Origin of the sequence: Xanthobacter albus (assembly GCF_043194895.2) — a bacterium.
GTDB lineage: Bacteria > Pseudomonadota > Alphaproteobacteria > Rhizobiales > Xanthobacteraceae > Xanthobacter.
In genome coordinates this window covers 554805-571845 of sequence record NZ_CM195532.1, presented here as the reverse complement: position 1 = coordinate 571845, position 17041 = coordinate 554805, and the positions used below count along the sequence as shown (strand labels likewise).

Here is a 17041-nt window from a genome sequence, read left to right as displayed (position 1 = left end):
CGCCAGACCCGCCGCACGGGCGGGATGGCGCGAGGCTGTGTCAAAGAACGTCTCGACGTGGATGGGTGATAGGCTGTGCCGGCGCGTATTCTGATTGTCGAGGACGAAGAGCCGTTGACCCTCCTGCTCCGGTACAATCTGGAGTCGGAAGGCTATGCGGTGGAGAATGTCGGGCGCGGCGACGATGCCGAGACCCGGCTGCGGGAGAGCGTGCCGGATCTCGTCATCCTGGATTGGATGCTGCCCGGCCTCTCAGGCATCGAGCTATGCCGCCGCCTGCGCACGCGCCCGGAAACCGAGCGCCTGCCGGTCATCATGCTGACTGCCCGCGGCGATGAGACGGAGCGGGTGCGCGGCCTCGCCACGGGCGCCGACGACTATGTGGTGAAGCCCTTCTCCGTGCCGGAGCTGCTGGCGCGCGTGCGTGCGCTGCTGCGCCGCGCCAAGCCGGAGCATGTGGCGACCCTGCTGCGCGCGGGAGACATCGAGCTGGACCGCGAGACCCATCGGGTCCACCGTGCTGGCCGTGAGGTTCATCTCGGGCCGACCGAGTTCCGCTTGCTCGAATTCCTGATGCAGAGCCCCGGCCGCGTCTTCTCGCGTGAGCAATTGCTCGATGGCGTGTGGGGCCAGGACGTCTATATCGACGAGCGCACGGTGGACGTGCATGTCGGCCGGCTGCGCAAGGCGATCAATCGCGGGCGCCAGTCGGACCCGATCCGGACCGTACGCGGCGCCGGCTACTCCTTCAACGAGATGTTCGCGCGGGCGCACTGATGGCCGCTCGCCCACCGTGGTTGGGTGATCCATCTTCCCCGGTCGAGCGCCGAACGGCGCTCTCCTTGCGCTCAGGGCGGCGGCGCCGGTGTGCTTCTGGAGCACTTTCCGCGCAGCGCTCACTGTTCGCCTGAAAAACGCGTCGTCTCTGCAGCCAGAAGCGATCGCCGCGCGCGAAGATCATTTTGGAAATGAATGGTGCGTGGCGCGAGGAGGGGCGCAGTCCGGCGGCTATCGGGAGCGGGGTCGGGGCTTGCCGGTGACCGGCTCGGTCGCTGCCGCGTGGCTGATGCGGATCAGGCTTTGACGCCGGGCTCGCGTCTGTCTCAGCGACGTGGATGCCGCCGCGGCGGCTGAAACACAAGGAATGTCACGCCGGAATTCCCGCCACCGAGCGCAGGAACCTCAGGCCGTCCCCGTGTCGGTGAACGGCGTGCCCTATCACACTGATGGAACCGTTGCCGAGCGGAACGGCCGGCCGGGCGCGAGCCCGGCCACGCTGTTGTCAGAGGTAGGCGAGGCGCCGGTCGCGACGGCGATCCTGCACCGGCTGGTAGGCGATGCGGGCATGCTGGGTGCAATAGGGCATTCCCGGATTGCTCTTGCCGCCGCAGAAATAGAAGCTCTCGGTACCCGGCTCGCCCATCGGCCAGCGGCAGGTGCTCTCCGTGAGGTTCATGATGGTGCAGCGCTGGCCCATGGACACCACGTTGTCGCTCGCCACGGGCTGCGGCGCGGGGGCGGGGGCCTCCTCGGGCAGGTCGTCGATCTCGGCAGCGAGGGCGGTGTTGCCCTGTACCAGGGGACGCTGCGGCCGGGTCTGGTCACGCGGGCTCTCGGGGCGGTTGGGGCGCTGGGGCCGCACCGCCGATGCCGAGGATGACTTGGCGCGGCCGGAAAGCCCCAGCCTGTGCACCTTGCCGATCACCGCGTTGCGGGTGATGTCGCCGAGTTCATTCGCAATCTGGCTCGCGGAGAGGCCTTCGCTCCAGAGCTTCTTCAAGAGTTCGACGCGCTCGTCATTCCAGCTCATCGCTCTTCTCCATTTGCCGCATCTTGCCGGCGCCGGTCTTGGGCGGCGCCCAATTGTCGCCGGATGGCAGCACCGCCATGCTGCCCGAGACCACCCGGACTCCTTCCTCGGCCCCACATGCGCCAAGCATGTGGAAGGTTAACAACCCATAGGTCCCAGGAAGCTTAATCGCACGAGATCTCGTAGGCGATGTTCCATACGCTACAATATGGGGCGCGCGGGTGACAGAGTCGGTTAACGTTCGCGCGTCGTTTTCCCCAGATCGTTGCCCGCGGGCATCATGTCCGGCGCCGTGCGCGGGGGCCTCGCGCGGGCGCGCGCCGCACGCCTTTCAGATGTGTTGACCTCCCGCGCGCGATCATTAGTATTTGCCGGTGTCGGGCCGCTCCCCCGCTGGGGCGGCCTTTTTTAATTTTGCCTGCCCGGGGCCTGCGCCGCGGGGGGTCTGGCGGCCGGCGGCCGCTCCAGACACCTTCGCCCAGCGCCGACACCCGGTCGCCCCGAGTCTCGGGGCATTCACGGGCCGGCCTTCCGGGCGGAAGCTGCCTTCCGCAGGAGCCCGGTTCGCCACCAGCAATGAAGATGTTGTCTTCGGCTTCTATATTTCGCCGGATCAAGGCACGTTTTCAGGAGGATCAAGTGATCACCGCCGTTCTGCCGACCTACGCGCGCATCGACCTCGAGTTCGAGCGGGGAGAGGGCTGCTGGCTCGTCACGACGGACGGGCGACGTTTCCTCGATTTCACCGCCGGCATCGCGGTGAACGTGCTCGGCCATGCGCACCCCTATCTGGTGGACGCGCTGAGCCAGCAGGCGCGGAAGCTGTGGCATACCTCCAACCTGTTCCGGATTCCGGGCGGGGAGAAGCTGGCCGCGCGCCTGTCTTCGGTGACTTTCGCGGACACCATGTTCTTCACCAATTCGGGTGCCGAGGCCCTGGAGTGCGCCATCAAGATGGCGCGCAAGTACCAGTTCGCGAACGGCAATCCGGAGAAGAACCGCATCATCACCTTCCAGGGCGCCTTCCATGGCCGCACGCTCGCGACCATCGCGGCCGGCGGCAACCCGAAATACCTGGAGGGCTTCGAGCCCGCGCTGCCGGGCTTCGATCAGGTTCCGTTCGGCGACATCGAGGCGGTCAGGGCGGCCGTCACCCCCTACACCGGCGCCATCCTGCTGGAGCCGGTGCAGGGCGAGGGCGGCGTGCGCGTGCCGCCGGAGGGCTTCCTCCGGGCGCTGCGCGCCCTGTGCGACGAGAAGGGCCTGCTGCTGGTGCTCGACGAAGTGCAGTGCGGCGTGGCCCGCACCGGCAAGCTCTTTGCCCATGAATGGGAAGGTGTCACGCCCGACATCATGGCCGTGGCCAAGGGCATCGGCGGCGGCTTCCCCATGGGCGCCTGCCTCGCCACCGAGGCGGCCGCCAAGGGCATGACCCTCGGCACCCACGGCTCCACCTATGGCGGCAACCCGCTCGCCATGGCGGTGGGCGATGCGGTGCTGGACCTGGTGCTGGCCGAGGGCTTCCTCGACCATGTGAATGCCATTTCCGCCCGGCTGAAGGAAAAGCTCGGGGCGGTGGTGGCGCGCCATCCGCGCGTGCTGGCGGAGGTGCGCGGCAAGGGGCTGCTGCTGGGGCTGAAGGCCCAGGTGCCGGCGGCCGATCTCGTGGTGGCGATGCGCGCGGAGGGGCTGCTGGCCCCCGGCGCCGCCGACAATGTGGTGCGGCTGCTGCCGCCCCTGGTGGTCTCGGCGGACGAGGCCGACCTGGCGGTGGAGAAGATCGAGGCCGCGTGTGTGCGGCTGGAGCAGGCGCTGGAGCCCGCTCCGGCCATGGGGGCAGCGGAATGACGGAGAACGGTTTGCGCCATTTTCTCGACCTGTCGGAGATCCCGGCGGACGAGTTGCGCCGGGTGCTGGACCTGTCCAAGGATCTCAAGGCCCGGCGCAAGGCGGGCGAAATGGATCATCGCCCCCTCGTCGGCAAGACCCTGGCCATGGTGTTCGACAAGCCCTCGACGCGCACCCGCGTGTCGTTCGACGTGGCCATGCGCCAGCTCGGCGGCGAGACGATCATGCTCACCGGCCAGGAGATGCAGCTCGGCCGCGGCGAGACCATCGCGGACACCGCCCGCGTGCTCTCGCGCTTCGTGGACGCCATCATGATCCGCATCCTGGACCATGACGACCTCACGGAGCTCGCCGACTACGCCACCGTGCCGGTCATCAACGGGCTCACCCGCATCTCCCACCCCTGCCAGGTGATGGCGGACGTGCTGACCTTCGAGGAGCATCGCGGCTGCATCCAGGGCAGCCAGGTGGCCTGGACGGGCGATGCCAACAACGTGCTCGCGAGCTGGGTCCATGCCGCCGAGCGGTTCGATTTCTCCATGAAGGTGGCGACGCCGAAGGAGCTCGGGCCGCGTCAGGCGCTGAAGGATTTCGTGAAGCGCACCAAGGCCAAGGTCTCCTTCATGCGCGACCCGGAAGAGGCTGTGGAGGGCGCGGACTGCGTCCTTACCGACACCTGGGTCTCCATGGGCGACAAGGAGGCGGAGCGCCGCCACAACCTGCTGAAGCCCTACCAGGTGAACGGCGCCCTGATGGCCCGCGCCCGCAAGGACGCCATCTTCATGCACTGCCTGCCCGCCCACCGCGGCGAGGAGGTGACCAGCGAGGTGATGGACGGGCCGCAATCGGTGGTGTTCGACGAAGCGGAGAACCGCCTGCACGCCCAGAAGGGCATCCTCGCCTGGTGCTTCCACACCGCGTGAGGTCCGGCGCGCGGCTCCGGCCGCGCAGGGCCTTGCGGGCTGGTGGCCGATGCCGGCCCGCTTCCGGCATCGGCGTGGCGCCGCCGCGCCCCCCGATCGACGCTTTTTCTTCACGCCGGCCGGTTTCCACGCCATACGAGAGCGGTTCAACGAAGGAGGAGCGCATGAGTGCCGCGCGCGCGCGCAGCGCCAGGGAAGAGGCGCAGGACGACATCGTCACCGCCTTCCAGGTGGATGCGCTGGATCTTCGGGGCCGCGTCGTCCGGCTCGGGCCCACCCTCGACACCGTGCTCGCGCACCATGATTATCCCCCGGCCGTGAAGCGGGTGGTGGGAGAGGCCGTGGTGCTGGCGGTGCTGCTCGGCTCCTCCCTCAAGTTCGAGGGCCGCTTCATTCTCCAGACCCAGACCGACGGCCCGGTGGACATGGTGGTGGCGGACTTCGTGAGTCCGGACAAGATCCGTGCCTATGCCCGCTTCGACAAGGACGCCCTCGCCGCCGCCGAGGCGCGCAACGATACCGCGCCGGCCACCCTGCTCGGCCGCGGCCATCTGGCCATGACCATCGACCAGGGCATCTCCTCCAACCGCTACCAGGGGGTGGTGGCGCTCGATGGCTCGGGCCTGGAAGCGGCGGCACACGAATATTTCCACCAGTCGGAGCAGATCCCCACCCGCGTGCGCCTGGCCGTGGGCGAGGAGCTGCGGCCGGGGGGGCAGGCCTCCTCCTGGCGCGCGGGCGGGCTGCTCGCCCAGTTCCTGCCGGACGACGCCTCCCGCGCGCGCATGGCGGACCTTGCGCCCGGCGACGCGCCGGAAGGCACCGCGCCGCACACCCTGGACGAGGACGACGCCTGGGTGGAGGCGCGCTCCCTGGTGGGCACGCTGGAGGACGTGGAGCTGCTCGACAGGGATCTTTCCAGCGAGCGCCTGCTCTATCGGCTGTTCAACGAGCGCGGGGTGCGAGTGTTCGAGCCGCTGTCCATCGCCGCCCACTGCTCCTGCTCGCGCGAGCGGGTGGCGGGAGTGCTCGCCTCCTTCTCGGCGGAGGAGCGGCGCGGGATGATCCAGGATGATGGCCGGGTCACGGTGACCTGCGAGTTCTGCGGCCGCACCTATGGCTTTGCCGCGGAAGAGGTTCTGGGCGAGACGGACGCCTGAGCGCCGGGCATGCGGGCGGCGGCCTGCCGCCCGCGGCACGCTTTCCAGGGAGGCGGATCATGACCGAGGTCACCTGCTATTTCAGCCCGCAGTCCGGCTATGCCTATCTCGGCCACGCGCGCCTGCGCGCCATCGCGCGGGAAGCGGGCGCCGACATCCTCTGGCGGCCGGTGGACATCCTGAAGGTGTTCGCAGCCGGCGGCTCCACCGCCCCGGCCAGGCAGTCGCCCCAGCGCAACGCCTATCGCAAGGCTGACATCGTGCGCTGGGCGAACCGCGCCGGCATCCCCATCAACACCGAGCCGGCCTTCTGGCCCACGGATACGCTGCCCGCCTGCCGCCTCATCTGCGCCGCGCAGATGGAGGGCCTCGACCCGGCGGAGCTCATCGGCGCCTGCCTTTCAGCCGTATGGGCGCGGGATATCCAGATCTCCGAGCGGGCAAATCTCATCCGCCTCGCGGACGGGGTGGGCCTCGACGGCGCCCGCCTCGCCACATTGTCCGATACGGTGGAGGCGGCAGAGCGGGTCGAGCGCAGCACCGCCGAGGCGATCGAGGCCGGAGTGTTCGGCTCACCCACCTATGTGGTGGGCGGCGAGCTCTATTTCGGCCAGGACCGGCTCGATTTCGTGGCGGAGAAGCTGAAGGCCCTGAAGTCCGGTGGGGCCGCCTGAGGCGGCCTCATGCCGTCGGCCCCAATCCTTGAGCGGGTCCAGCGGTTTTGCTCAAATGCCGCGCGCCTTTGAGTTTACTGGCCCGCGAAACGGCGGAAGCTGCGCACCACCTCTTCATAGACCTGCCGCTTGAAGGGGATGACAAGATCGGTGATCCGCTCGAGGTCTTCCCAGCGCCAGTCCATGAATTCCGGCTTGTGGACGCCGCCGCCGGGGGTGGTGATGTTGATCTCGCCCTCGGCGCCGGTGAAGCGCAGGGCGAACCACTTCTGGGTCTGGCCGCGATACTTGCCCTTCCAGGCTTCGCCCGCGACGCGGCCCGGCAGGTCGTAGGAGAGCCACTCCTCCACCTCGCCCAGCCGTACCACGGAGCGCATGGAGGTCTCCTCGTAGAGCTCGCGCAGGGCCGCGTCGAAGGGCTCCTCGCCCTTGTCGATGCCGCCCTGGGGCAACTGCCAGGAATGAGTGGCGTCCACATGCTCCGGCCCGCCGAGGCGGCGGCCGACGAAGACCTTTCCCGCGCCGTTGAAGACGCACAGGCCCACACACGGGCGGTAGGGAAGGTCGTGGTGGTGATGCTTGCTCATGGTCGGGCCCCCGGCGACGCGTTTCGCCGTGTGATGGGCCCTGCCGCGCTGCAACGCAAGATCTGCCGCAGCGGAAGAGTGCGCGGCACGCCCGGCGGCGACCATCGGTGCACGGGAGTCCGGGGCCAGCCGTGTCCCCGGACGCCCGTGAAGGCCGCGTTCCGCTCAGTGCGCGGCGGCGCGCAGGTGCGGCAGCACGGTGGAGCCCCAGGCCCGGAGCGAGGCCCAGGTGCGCCGGTCGAGCTGGAAGCGGTCCACCGGCACGGAGGCGCCGAGCGCGCGCACCTGGCACAGGCCGACCCCGCACCACTGGAAGCCGCACTTCTCCAGCACCCGGCGCGAGGCCGGATTGACCACCCGCGCCGCGCCCGCCAAGGTCGTGATGCCGGTCTGCGAGAAGACGTAGTCGATGACGGCGCGCGCCGCCTCGGTGGCGATGCCGAGGCCCCAATGGGGCTCGCCCACCCAGTAGCCGATCTCGGGATCGGCCTCGGCGGGCCGCTGGCCGAAGCCGCACATGCCGGCGAACTCCAGGTGCCCCTCGCGCTTCAGCAACAAGGCGAAGGTGGCCGAATGCGGCGTGGCGGCGAGGCTCTCGACGAAGGCGCTGGCGTCGGAGGCGCGATAGGGGAAGGGCAGGTTCGCGGTCATTTCCGCGATCCGGCGGTTGTTGGCGAGCTCCGCGACTGCGGGAATGTCCTCGATGCGCGGCGCGCGGAGCACGAGCCGCTCGGTCTCGAGGACGGGGATACTCGGCTCCGCGAGGGGCCTTTCGGGCGGCAGTTCGACGATGGTCATGGCGGGCTCCTGTCGGCTGGACAAACGAAAACCGGGAAGACGTCTCGTCTCCCCGGTTCGTTCGGAGCCCAGTCCGTGAAGCGGGCGGATCTTGCGATCCGCTCTGGCGCTTCGGAGGCCCGGCTCAGGCTCCCCCCGGTTCGACGAGACCGGCGGGATCCTGCATTCAAGCGGTCTCGCCGGCTTACTCAGCCGCCTCGGCGGCGGCGGGAACGACCGATACGTAGGTTCGGTCGTTGGCTTTGGTGCGGAATTCCACTTTGCCGGCCACCAGGGCGAACAGGGTGTGGTCCTTGCCGATGCCCACATTGGTGCCCGGATGCCACTGGGTGCCGCGCTGGCGCACGATGATGTTGCCCGGAATGACCGCCTGGCCACCAAAGCGCTTCACGCCAAGGCGCTTGCTCTCGGAATCGCGACCGTTACGGGACGAGCCGCCTGCCTTTTTATGAGCCATTGTTGCTCTCCTCGTTCAGATCAGGCGTCGGCAGCGGCTTCGGAAGCCGGCGCGCCTTCGGTTTTGGCCTCGGCCTTGACGGTCTCGCCCAGGCCGGAAATCTCGGTGATGCGCACCACGGTCAGGTCGGCGCGGAAGCCACGCTTGCGGCGGGAGTTCTGCCGGCGGCGCTTCTTGAACGCGATGACCTTGTCGCCGCGGGTCTGCTCGACCACTTCGCCGGTGACGGTGGCGCCATTGACGTGGGGGGTGCCCACGGCGGTGGACTTGCCGCTCAGCATCAGCACCGGGAAGGTGAAGATGGCACCCACCTCGGCGTCGAGGTAATCGATGGTGATTTCATCGGCGGCGGCAACGCGATACTGCTTGCCGTTTGCCTTGATGACCGCGAACATTCTGTCTCGCTTTCGTGTTCCGCCACGCCTCTCCGGGGTGATCCGGAGGGTGGGCTTCTTTCGGTCGGTTCGGGAATGCGGGCGCAAGGGCCCGCGCGAAGATGGCTGGATACAGGAAACGGGGGGCGAAAGTCAATGCGCGCCGCATCGGGCGCGCGTCGCCCGCCTGCTCGTTATTTCACGTCCACCGGCATGAAGGTGAAGGGCGTGGCGGGCTCGAACGCCTGCGCCGCATTGCCGGAATAGAGCCGTCCGCCGGTGAGCGGCAGCTTGCGCACGGGGGCGCCGGGCTTCAGGTCGAGGTCCGCGAGCGGCACCCAGAAGGCGTTGGGGCTGGTGGCGGAATCGAAGAAGTAGACGCGGTTCTTCTGGTCGCTCACCGTGCGCCAGATCGTGGAGGCGATGTTGGGAGAGCCGGGCTCGCTGAAGCCGAGCGGCACGCTCACCGCCCGCATCACGCTGGCGACGGAGCCCACCGCCTGGTTGGCGTAGCTATGGTCGGGCACGGCGGTGATGATGGCGGGCTCGGCCTTGGTGGGCAGCGCCTTGATGAGGAAGCTCGCGCGCGCGAAGCGATCCGCCGCCCGGAAGGTGCCGGGCAGGAACACGGTGCCGCCGATCTGCTCCCAATAGGTATTGAGCGCGATCTGCTGGTCGTAGGAGGGCGAGTTGGTCATCACCTGGTACTGGCGCCCGTGGTGGATGACGAGCCTGCCGCCGAGATACTCGAAGATGGCGCTGTCGCCGGAGGGGTCGGAGATGGCGAGGTGGAGCTGGGCCGCGCGCCCGTTGGGCAGCACCGCGGTCACCACCACGAACGGCTCCTTGGAAAGGGCCTCCACGGCCTCGTTCACCGTCGCGAAATTGTCGAGCACATATTGCGCCCACAGGCTGATGGAGAGGGCGGGTCGCCCGTCCGGCTTGGCGTATTCGGATTCCGCCAGATAGAGCAGGTTGGCGACGAGCCCCTTCTCGTTCATGCCGTCGGCGGTGCCGACGTCATAGCCGGAGGCGGTGACGCTGCCGTATTTGGAAACCCACTTCGGCGTGTTGGTGCCGGCCGCTCCCTCGCGTGCGATACCGGCGGGGAACGCCCAGAGGTTGGAGCGCATGTCCTCCGCCCAGTCCATGGACCGGCCGGTGACCACCATGTCTTCCCCGCCGAGATAGACCGCGCGGGTGCAGGCTTCCGCCGGGCGGGTGGACGCAAGCACGCCGCCCGCCAGCGCCAGCCCCATCACCGCCATGCCGAGAAGCGAGCTGGGGCCGAGCGCGGCACCGAGGCCGAGCCCAAGGCCGGCAAGGCCGATGCCGCGCCATTTTACCAAGCCGCGGCCGGCGGCACGCGGAGCGCTCTGGGCTGTGGCATCGCGGCTGAGGGTAGAGCTGGCGCCCTGGGACATGTTCGGCATGGCGGTTCTCTCCGGAGTCGCGCGCGGCGCGCCGCGCGCCAGCATGGCGTCAAGCGGTACGCTGATATGCGATATTCGAGCTTGAGAGAGAAGAATGAAAGAGGAAGATACCGGCTCCACCCACACAGCCGGGTGGAGCCGGTTATCCATGCCCTGTCTGCCCCGAAAAGACATGGACAAGTGGAAGAAAGCACAGGTCGCGGACCGATTCTCTGAGCTGGATCAAATTTGGGTGTGCCAACCCTGGATTTTGTCTAATCGGGAGGCGAGGCGGCCCCGCCGCCGGCCCGCACCGTTGGAGAGACGAGGATGTACGACAAAGAGTCGAAGATGCCCGATGGCATTCCGGTCATTCGCACCATCGCCATGCCGGCGGATACCAATCCGAGCGGGGACATCTTCGGCGGCTGGCTGATGTCGCAGATGGACCTCGCCGCTGGCAACGTCGCCGCCCGCCGCTCCCGCGGCCGCGCCGCCACCGTGGCGGTGGAGGCCATCAGCTTCCTCTCGCCGGTGCTGGTGGGTGACGAGGTGAGCCTGTTCGCCGCGCTCGAAAAGGCGGGGCGCACCTCCATGCGCATCGTGGTGGAGGCTTGGCGTCGCGCCCGCGACAGCGAGGAGACCACCAAGGTCACCGAGGCGGTCTTCACCTTCGTCGCCATCGACGCCGCCGGCCGCCCGCGCGCGCTCCCGCCCGAGGCGTGAACGGCACTGCGCCGTCCGGTCCGTCGGCTCCCGCGCGTGCCCTGTCCCGTTGGCTTCGTCTTCGTCCGGCGCCTGGGGGGCGCCCTAACCCCGTGTGGGGTTAGCCGAAGGCGCATGGTCGAGGCTGCCGGCTGCTGGCCTCAGGTGCCGCGCGGCTTGGCGCGCGTTGTGGGGGGCGCCTCGGCGGGTTCCTCCGGCCAGGGGTGCTTGGGATAGCGCCCGCGCATCTCGGCGCGCACGTCGCGCCAGGAGCCGCGCCAGAATTGCGGCAGGTCCTTCGTCACCTGGATCGGCCGGTGCGCCGGCGAGAGCAGCGCCAGGGTGAGCGGCACCCGACCGCCGGCGATGGCCGGATGCGTCTTCAACCCGAACAGCTCCTGCACCCGCACCTCCACCTGCGGTCCGCCCTCGGCGTCGTAGGCGATGGCGAGGCGCGAGCCGGTGGGCGCGGTGAAATGGGTGGGCGCCTCCGCTTCCAGCCGCGCCGAAAGGCCATAGGGCAGGAGGGCGTGGAGGGCGTTCGACACCACGTCCGCACCTGCGTCGGCTCGGCCGGTCCGCCCTTCGAGGAAAGGCGCGAGCCATGTGCCGGCGGTGGCGGCGAGCGTGGCGTCGGAGAGGTCCGGCCAGTCGTCGCCTTCGGCCGCGCGCAGGAAGGCGACGCGGGCGCGCCACTGCTTCAGGGCCGGGCTCATGGGCAGGCGCGAGAGATCGGTGCCCGCGAGCCCCTCGGCCAGGATGCGGGCGGTTTCCGCGCCGGGCGGCACGGGCTGCGGCGCATCCGCCAGCACCAGGGCGCCGAGCCGCCGCACCCGCCGCGCCCGCACCGCGCCGGCGGCGGCATCGAAGGCGATCTCCGTGCGATCGGTGATGGCATCGGCGAACTGGGCCTCCAGCTCCTCCGCCTCCAGCGCGGCGGCGAGGGTGATGCGGGCGGCCTCGGCGCGGCCGCTCACCTCCGCCACCGCAAGGAACGGCGCGCGGGCGAGGCTGGCGGCCGGGTCCATCACCGCGCCGCGGCCGTTGGCGAGCAGGAAGCGCGTGCCGTCGCCACGCGCCTTCGCCACCCGGTCGGGATAGGCGAGGGCGAGCAGGGCCGCCGGGGAGGGCGCGGCGCCGCCTTTCCCGCCGCCGGCCAGTTCCGCCCAGCGTCCCGCGAGGCGGCGCGCGTCCTCGGCCCGGCGGGAGCGGTCGCGCCGGAAATCGTCCAGCCGGTGCAGCAGGTCCACGCTGTCGCCACCGAGCCCGCGCTCGGACACCAGCGCGGCGATGTCGGCGGCGAGGGGCCCCGCGCCCCGGTCGGCGCCCGTCACCACCATGTGGGCGAGGCGCGGCGGCAGGGGCAGCCGGGCCATGCGCGCGCCGAGGGCGGTCACGCCGTCGTCGGCATCGAGGGCGCCGAGCAGGCGCAGCAGCGCCTTCGCCTCGCTCACCGCCGGCGCGGGCGGGGGATCGAGAAAGGGCAGGGCGGCGGGGTCGCGCACGCCGACGCGCGCGAGGTCCAGCACCAGCCCGCTGAGGTCGGCGGCCAGGATCTCGGGCGTGGCGAAGGCGGGGAGCGCGGCGGTTTCGCCCTCGCCCCACAGGCGGTAGCACACGCCCGGCTCCGTGCGCCCCGCGCGGCCGCGCCGCTGGTCCGCTCCGGCGCGGGAGACGCGGATGGTTTCCAGGCGGGTGAGGCCCACGTCCGGCTCGAAGCGGGGCACGCGGGACAGGCCGCAGTCCACCACCACCCGCACCCCCTCGATGGTGAGGGAGGTCTCGGCGATGGAGGTGGCCAGCACCACCTTGCGCCGCCCCTTCGGCGCGGGCAGCACCGCCCGGTCCTGCTCGGCCTGGTCCAGGGCGCCGAACAGGGCGACGATATCCGTGTCGGGGGCGCGCACCCGTTCGCGCAGCAGGTCTCCCGTGCGGCGGATCTCGGCGGCGCCGGGCAGGAAGGCGAGCACGGATCCGCGCTCGCGCGCCAGCGCTTCCAGGATGGCGTCGGCCATCTGCCGGTCGATGGGGATGCGGGCGTCGCGGCCGAGGTAACGGGTCTCCACCGGGAACGCCCGGCCCTCGCTTTCCACCACCGGGGCGGGCGCTGTGCCATCGCCCATCAGGGTGGCGACGCGGGCGCCGTCGAGGGTGGCGGACATGGCGAGGAGGCGCAGGTCCTCGCGCAGGGAGCGCTGGCTGTCGAGGGCGAGGGCGAGCCCCAGGTCGGCATCGAGGCTGCGCTCGTGGAACTCGTCGAACAGCACGGCGGCGACGCCGGAAAGCTCAGGATCGTCAAGCACCATGCGGGTGAACACGCCCTCGGTGACCACCTCGATGCGGGTGCGGCGGGAGACCTCGGCCTTGAGGCGGACCCGGTAACCCACCGTCTCCCCCACCTTCTCCCCCAGGGTCTGGGCCATGCGGTGGGCGGCGGCGCGGGCGGCGAGGCGGCGGGGCTCCAGAACCAGGATGCGCCCGCCCTTCACCCAGGGCTGGTCGAGCAGCGCGAGGGGCACGCGGGTGGTCTTGCCGGCCCCCGGAGGCGCCACCAGAACCGCGCACGGGGAGGAGGCGAGGGTGGCGGCGAGGTCGCCGAGGACGGCATCGATGGGCAGGGGAGAGGCGAACATCACGCCCGCCTCATAGGGCAGGGCGCCGGCCATTGGCAAAGGGAGGTTCGCCCGCCTCATATAACAATACTTATATGTTAAATATGTAAAACATCAAAGTGTGACGTAAAATAAATTGAATCACTCGACGATGTTGTCTAAGGAGGCGCCCGAACCGTCCCTCGGAGCCCTTCATGCGCGCTGTCGTCCTTCTCGCCGCCGTCCTCGGCCTTGCCGCCCCCGCCGCCCGCGCCGAGCCGCCCCCGGCGCCGCTCAAGATCGGCGTGCTCAACGACCAGTCGGGCATCTATGCGGACATGGCGGGCCCCGGCTCGGTCATCGCCGCGCAGATGGCGGTGGAGGATTTCGGCGGCAGCGTGCTCGGCCGTCCCATCGAGATCGTGGCCGGCGACCACCAGAACAAGCCGGACGTGGGCGCCGCCCTGGTGAACCGCTGGATCGACGAGGACGGGGTGGAGGTGATCGCCGACATCCCCACCTCCTCCGTGCTGCTGGCGGTGCAGGAGATCGGCCGGCGCAAGAACAAGCTGGTGCTGGCCTCCACCGGCGGCTCGTCGGACTTCACGGGCAAGGCCTGCGCCCCCACCGGCATCCACTGGACCTATGACACCTACGCCCTGGCCGCCGGCACCGGAAAGTCGCTGGCCAAGGACGGGCCCTGGTTCTTCGTGACCGCCGACTACGCCTTCGGCGCGGCGCTGGAGCGCGACACCGCCAAGGCGGTGACCGAGGCCGGCGGCAAGATCGCGGGCGCGGTGAAGCATCCCCAGGGCACCACCGATTTCTCCTCCTACCTGCTCCAGGCCCAGGGCTCTGGCGCCAAGCTCATCGCCTTCGCCAATTCCGGCGCCGACCAGGTGAACGCCATCAAGCAGGCCAACGAGTTCGGCATTCCCCAGTCGGGCGTGAAGCTGGCGGGGCTCTACCTCCACATCACCGACATCCACGCCATCGGCCTCGAGGTGGCCCAGGGGCTGATCCTCACCCAGGGCTTCTACTGGGACCTGAACGACGAGACCCGCGCCTGGTCGAAGCGCTTCTACGAGCGGCACAAGGCCATGCCCACCATGGGCCAGGCCGGCACCTATTCCGCCATCCTGCATTACCTGAAGGCGGTGAAGGCCGCCGGCACCACCGACACCGAAAAGGTGACGGCGCAGATGAAGGCGACCCCGGTGGACGACTTCTTCTCCCACGGCGGGCGCATCCGCGAGGACGGGCGCATGGTGCACGACCTCTATCTGCTCCAGGTGAAGGCGCCCTCCGAGCAGAAGTATCCCTGGGACTATCTGAAGCTCATCCGCGTCATCCCCGGCGACGAGGCGTTCCGGCCCCTCGCCGAGGGCGGCTGCCCGCTGGTGGCGGGGCACTGAGGCTCGCGCCAGCGCGCGTCGCGGCCGTGTCCGCGACGCGCTCCGGATTTTGACCGCGGGCATTTTCTTCACGCGAACCGGTATCCACTTCGCTCGAAAATGCTCTAATACCAAGGCCCCGCGCCCGACTCGCGGGCCCTGGTTCAGCCCGTGCGGCGCCGCAGCGTCATCCTTCCGGTGTCGGTCGACGCAGGGGGCGATGGCGGAGCGGGGCGCTGCGCGGCGGTCGCGTTTTCGGAGCTTCGCCCTCATGTCCTCCGCGCCCACCTCGTCCGCCCCCTCCAGCCTCACCGGCAAGGTGCAGCCGTTCTCCGTCGATGGCGAGATCATCGCCGTCGCCTTCCTCGGCGCGGCGCCGGCCTGCGTCACCGGCGGCGGCAAGGTGGTGCTCCAGGGCGCGGCGGCGCGGACGGTGGAGGCCCATGCCGGCGCCATCCTCGCCGCCGTCGGCGACGGCACGCGCCTCGTGACCGGCGGCGACGACGGGCGGGTGGTGGAGACCCTGGCCGGCGGGGAAAGCCGCGTGCTGGCCGAGCACAAGGGCCGCTGGATCGACCGGGTGGCCCTGGGGCCGGACGGCGCGGTGGCCTATTCCGCCGGCAAGACCGCCTTCGTGGTGGGCCCGAAGGGGGAGCCGAAGAGCTTCGAGGCGCCTTCCACCGTGGGCGGCCTCGCCTTCGCGCCCAAGGGGCTGCGCCTCGCCATCGCCCATTACGGCGGCGTGACGCTGTGGTTCCCCAACGCCGCCGGGGCCAAGCCCGAGGTGCTGGGCTGGAAGGGCTCCCACCTCGGCGTCGTCTTCTCGCCGGACGGGCGGTTCGTGGTGACCACCATGCAGGAGCCGGCGCTGCACGGCTGGCGGGTGGTGGACGGCGCCCACATGCGCATGAGCGGCTATCCCTCGCGGGTGAAGTCCTTCGCCTTCACGGCCGACGGCAAGTGGCTCGCTTCTTCCGGCTCGGGCGAGGCGATCCTGTGGCCGTTCCAGTCCAAGGACGGGCCCATGGGCAAGCAGCCCACCATGCTGGCGCCTTCCCCCGCCTCGCGCGTGACGATGGTGGCGCCCCACCCCTCGGACCCGGTGCTCGCGGTCGGCTACGAAGACGGCATGGTGATGATGGCGCGCATCGGCGACGGCGCGGAGATCCTGCTGCGCGCGCCGACCGATGCCGCCGGCGGCGACCGGGTGAGCGGCCTTGCGTGGCATCCGGCGGGCGGGGCGGTGGCGTTCGGCACCGCGTCCGGGAAGGGCGGCCTGCTCGCCTTCTGAGGAGGGCGGAACGATTTGGCCGCATCGCGGAATCCGTGTCGCGGGGGTGTCACGGCCGGGTTTTATTGGCTAGGGCATTTCCCTGTTTCCCGGAATCGGGGAAATGCCCTAGATTCTTGAGTTGACGCGTTTTCTTCATGCGAACCGGTTTCCACTTCGCGCGAAAACGCTCTAACGTGCGATGCCATTCTCGCACCCGCGAGATCCGCGCAGCCGGAGATTTCCGCCGATGAAGATCGACGACGTCCGCCGCACCGCCTATTCGATGCCGCTCACGAGCCCCTCGTTTCCCAAGGGCCCCTACCGCTTCATCAATCGCGAGTTCATGACCATCACCTACCGCACCGATCCCGCGGCGCTGGCGAAGGTGGTGCCCGAGCCGCTCGAGGTGGTCGAGCCGATCGTCAAGTACGAGTTCATCCGCATGCCTGACTCCACCGGCTTCGGCGACTATACCGAGACCGGACAGGTCATCCCCGTGAAGTTCAACGGGGTGGAGGGCGGCTACGTCCACGCCATGTACCTGGACGACGAGGCGCCCATCGCCGGCGGCCGCGAGCTGTGGGGCTTCCCCAAGAAGTTCGCCAACCCCAAGCTGGAGGTGGAGACGGACACCCTGGTGGGCACCCTCCACTACGGCAGCGTGCTCTGCGCCCAGGGCACCATGGGCTACAAGCATGTGGCCGCCGACAAGGAGAAGGTGCTCGCCTCCCTGCTCGCGCCCAACTACATGCTCAAGATCATCCCCCACGTGGACGGCACGCCCCGCGTGTGCGAGCTGGTGCGCTACTTCCTGGAGGACGTGACGCTGAAGGAATGCTGGGTGGGCCCGGCCGCCCTCGGCCTGTTCCCCCACGCTCTGTGCACCGTCGCGCAGCTCCCGGTGCTGGAGGTGCTTTCCGCCGTGCACCTGAAGGCCGACCTCACCCTCGGCCTCGGCACGGTGATCTACGACTATCTCGCCGAGCCGGCGAAGTGAGCCTCGGCCGGCGCCCGTGCGGGGCGCCGGCCACCCGC

16 protein-coding genes are annotated in these 17041 nt (G+C 69.8%); 9 read left to right on the top strand and 7 right to left on the bottom strand.

Annotated features, from left to right (window positions below; genetic code table 11):
• The first annotated feature begins 75 nt into the window (after positions 1-75).
• Complete coding sequence (gene phoB, locus V5F75_RS02580) at positions 76-777, top strand: phosphate regulon transcriptional regulator PhoB (RefSeq protein WP_393988709.1); 702 nt, start codon at positions 76-78, stop codon at positions 775-777.
• A 505-nt stretch (positions 778-1282) separates the two neighbouring features.
• Here the strand turns inward: phoB and V5F75_RS02575 are convergent.
• The gene (locus V5F75_RS02575; RefSeq protein ID WP_394032956.1) at positions 1283-1810 is read right to left on the bottom strand and encodes a GcrA family cell cycle regulator; all 528 of its coding nucleotides are present in this window, start codon (positions 1808-1810) and stop codon (positions 1283-1285) included.
• Positions 1811-2449: 639 nt separating this feature from the next.
• Between V5F75_RS02575 and V5F75_RS02570 the strand changes: the two genes are divergently transcribed.
• The 4 genes from V5F75_RS02570 (at position 2450) to V5F75_RS02555 (ending at position 6415) form a co-directional block, all read left to right on the top strand.
• Complete coding sequence (locus V5F75_RS02570) at positions 2450-3658, top strand: aspartate aminotransferase family protein (protein WP_394032955.1); 1209 nt, start codon at positions 2450-2452, stop codon at positions 3656-3658.
• Positions 3655-4581: an ornithine carbamoyltransferase gene (gene argF, locus V5F75_RS02565; RefSeq protein ID WP_394032954.1), complete on the top strand. Its 927-nt coding sequence runs from the start codon at positions 3655-3657 to the stop codon at positions 4579-4581. The genes V5F75_RS02570 and argF overlap by 4 nt, the downstream gene beginning before the upstream one ends.
• A gap of 164 nt (positions 4582-4745) precedes the next feature.
• Positions 4746-5741 carry an Hsp33 family molecular chaperone gene (locus V5F75_RS02560; protein ID WP_394032953.1) on the top strand — a complete coding sequence of 332 codons (996 nt, stop codon included), beginning with the start codon at positions 4746-4748 and terminating at the stop codon, positions 5739-5741.
• A 59-nt stretch (positions 5742-5800) separates the two neighbouring features.
• The gene (locus V5F75_RS02555; protein ID WP_394032952.1) at positions 5801-6415 is read left to right on the top strand and encodes a 2-hydroxychromene-2-carboxylate isomerase; all 615 of its coding nucleotides are present in this window, start codon (positions 5801-5803) and stop codon (positions 6413-6415) included.
• Between the two features lie 74 nt (positions 6416-6489).
• Here V5F75_RS02555 and V5F75_RS02550 read toward each other — a convergent pair whose 3' ends face one another.
• From V5F75_RS02550 to V5F75_RS02530, 5 genes are all read right to left on the bottom strand, one after another.
• A complete protein-coding gene (locus V5F75_RS02550) occupies positions 6490-7002 on the bottom strand; it encodes an RNA pyrophosphohydrolase (protein ID WP_394032951.1) in 513 nt (170 codons plus the stop codon).
• A gap of 165 nt (positions 7003-7167) precedes the next feature.
• Positions 7168-7800 carry a GNAT family N-acetyltransferase gene (locus V5F75_RS02545; RefSeq protein ID WP_394032950.1) on the bottom strand — a complete coding sequence of 211 codons (633 nt, stop codon included), beginning with the start codon at positions 7798-7800 and terminating at the stop codon, positions 7168-7170.
• 184 nt (positions 7801-7984) lie between these two features.
• Positions 7985-8257 (bottom strand): 50S ribosomal protein L27, encoded by a 273-nt coding sequence (rpmA, locus tag V5F75_RS02540; RefSeq protein WP_393988717.1) that lies wholly within the window; start codon positions 8255-8257, stop codon positions 7985-7987.
• A gap of 20 nt (positions 8258-8277) precedes the next feature.
• A complete protein-coding gene (gene rplU, locus V5F75_RS02535; RefSeq protein ID WP_394032949.1) occupies positions 8278-8652 on the bottom strand; it encodes a 50S ribosomal protein L21 in 375 nt (124 codons plus the stop codon).
• Between the two features lie 173 nt (positions 8653-8825).
• The gene (locus V5F75_RS02530) at positions 8826-9890 is read right to left on the bottom strand and encodes a linear amide C-N hydrolase (RefSeq protein WP_394033624.1); all 1065 of its coding nucleotides are present in this window, start codon (positions 9888-9890) and stop codon (positions 8826-8828) included.
• Positions 9891-10373: 483 nt separating this feature from the next.
• On the opposite strand from V5F75_RS02530, the gene V5F75_RS02525 reads away from it, so the two are divergent.
• Entirely contained in the window at positions 10374-10769 is a 396-nt protein-coding gene (locus tag V5F75_RS02525) for an acyl-CoA thioesterase (protein WP_394032948.1), read from the top strand.
• 140 nt (positions 10770-10909) lie between these two features.
• On the opposite strand, the gene hrpB is transcribed toward V5F75_RS02525, so the two are convergent.
• Positions 10910-13414 carry an ATP-dependent helicase HrpB gene (gene hrpB / locus V5F75_RS02520; RefSeq protein ID WP_509212137.1) on the bottom strand — a complete coding sequence of 835 codons (2505 nt, stop codon included), beginning with the start codon at positions 13412-13414 and terminating at the stop codon, positions 10910-10912.
• A 140-nt stretch (positions 13415-13554) separates the two neighbouring features.
• On the opposite strand from hrpB, the gene V5F75_RS02515 reads away from it, so the two are divergent.
• The 3 genes from V5F75_RS02515 (at position 13555) to V5F75_RS02505 (ending at position 17003) form a co-directional block, all read left to right on the top strand.
• A complete protein-coding gene (locus V5F75_RS02515) occupies positions 13555-14754 on the top strand; it encodes an ABC transporter substrate-binding protein (RefSeq protein WP_394032946.1) in 1200 nt (399 codons plus the stop codon).
• A gap of 250 nt (positions 14755-15004) precedes the next feature.
• A complete protein-coding gene (locus V5F75_RS02510) occupies positions 15005-16024 on the top strand; it encodes a WD40 repeat domain-containing protein (RefSeq protein WP_394032945.1) in 1020 nt (339 codons plus the stop codon).
• A 229-nt stretch (positions 16025-16253) separates the two neighbouring features.
• Entirely contained in the window at positions 16254-17003 is a 750-nt protein-coding gene (locus tag V5F75_RS02505; RefSeq protein WP_394032944.1) for an acetoacetate decarboxylase, read from the top strand.
• Positions 17004-17041 lie beyond the last annotated feature (38 nt).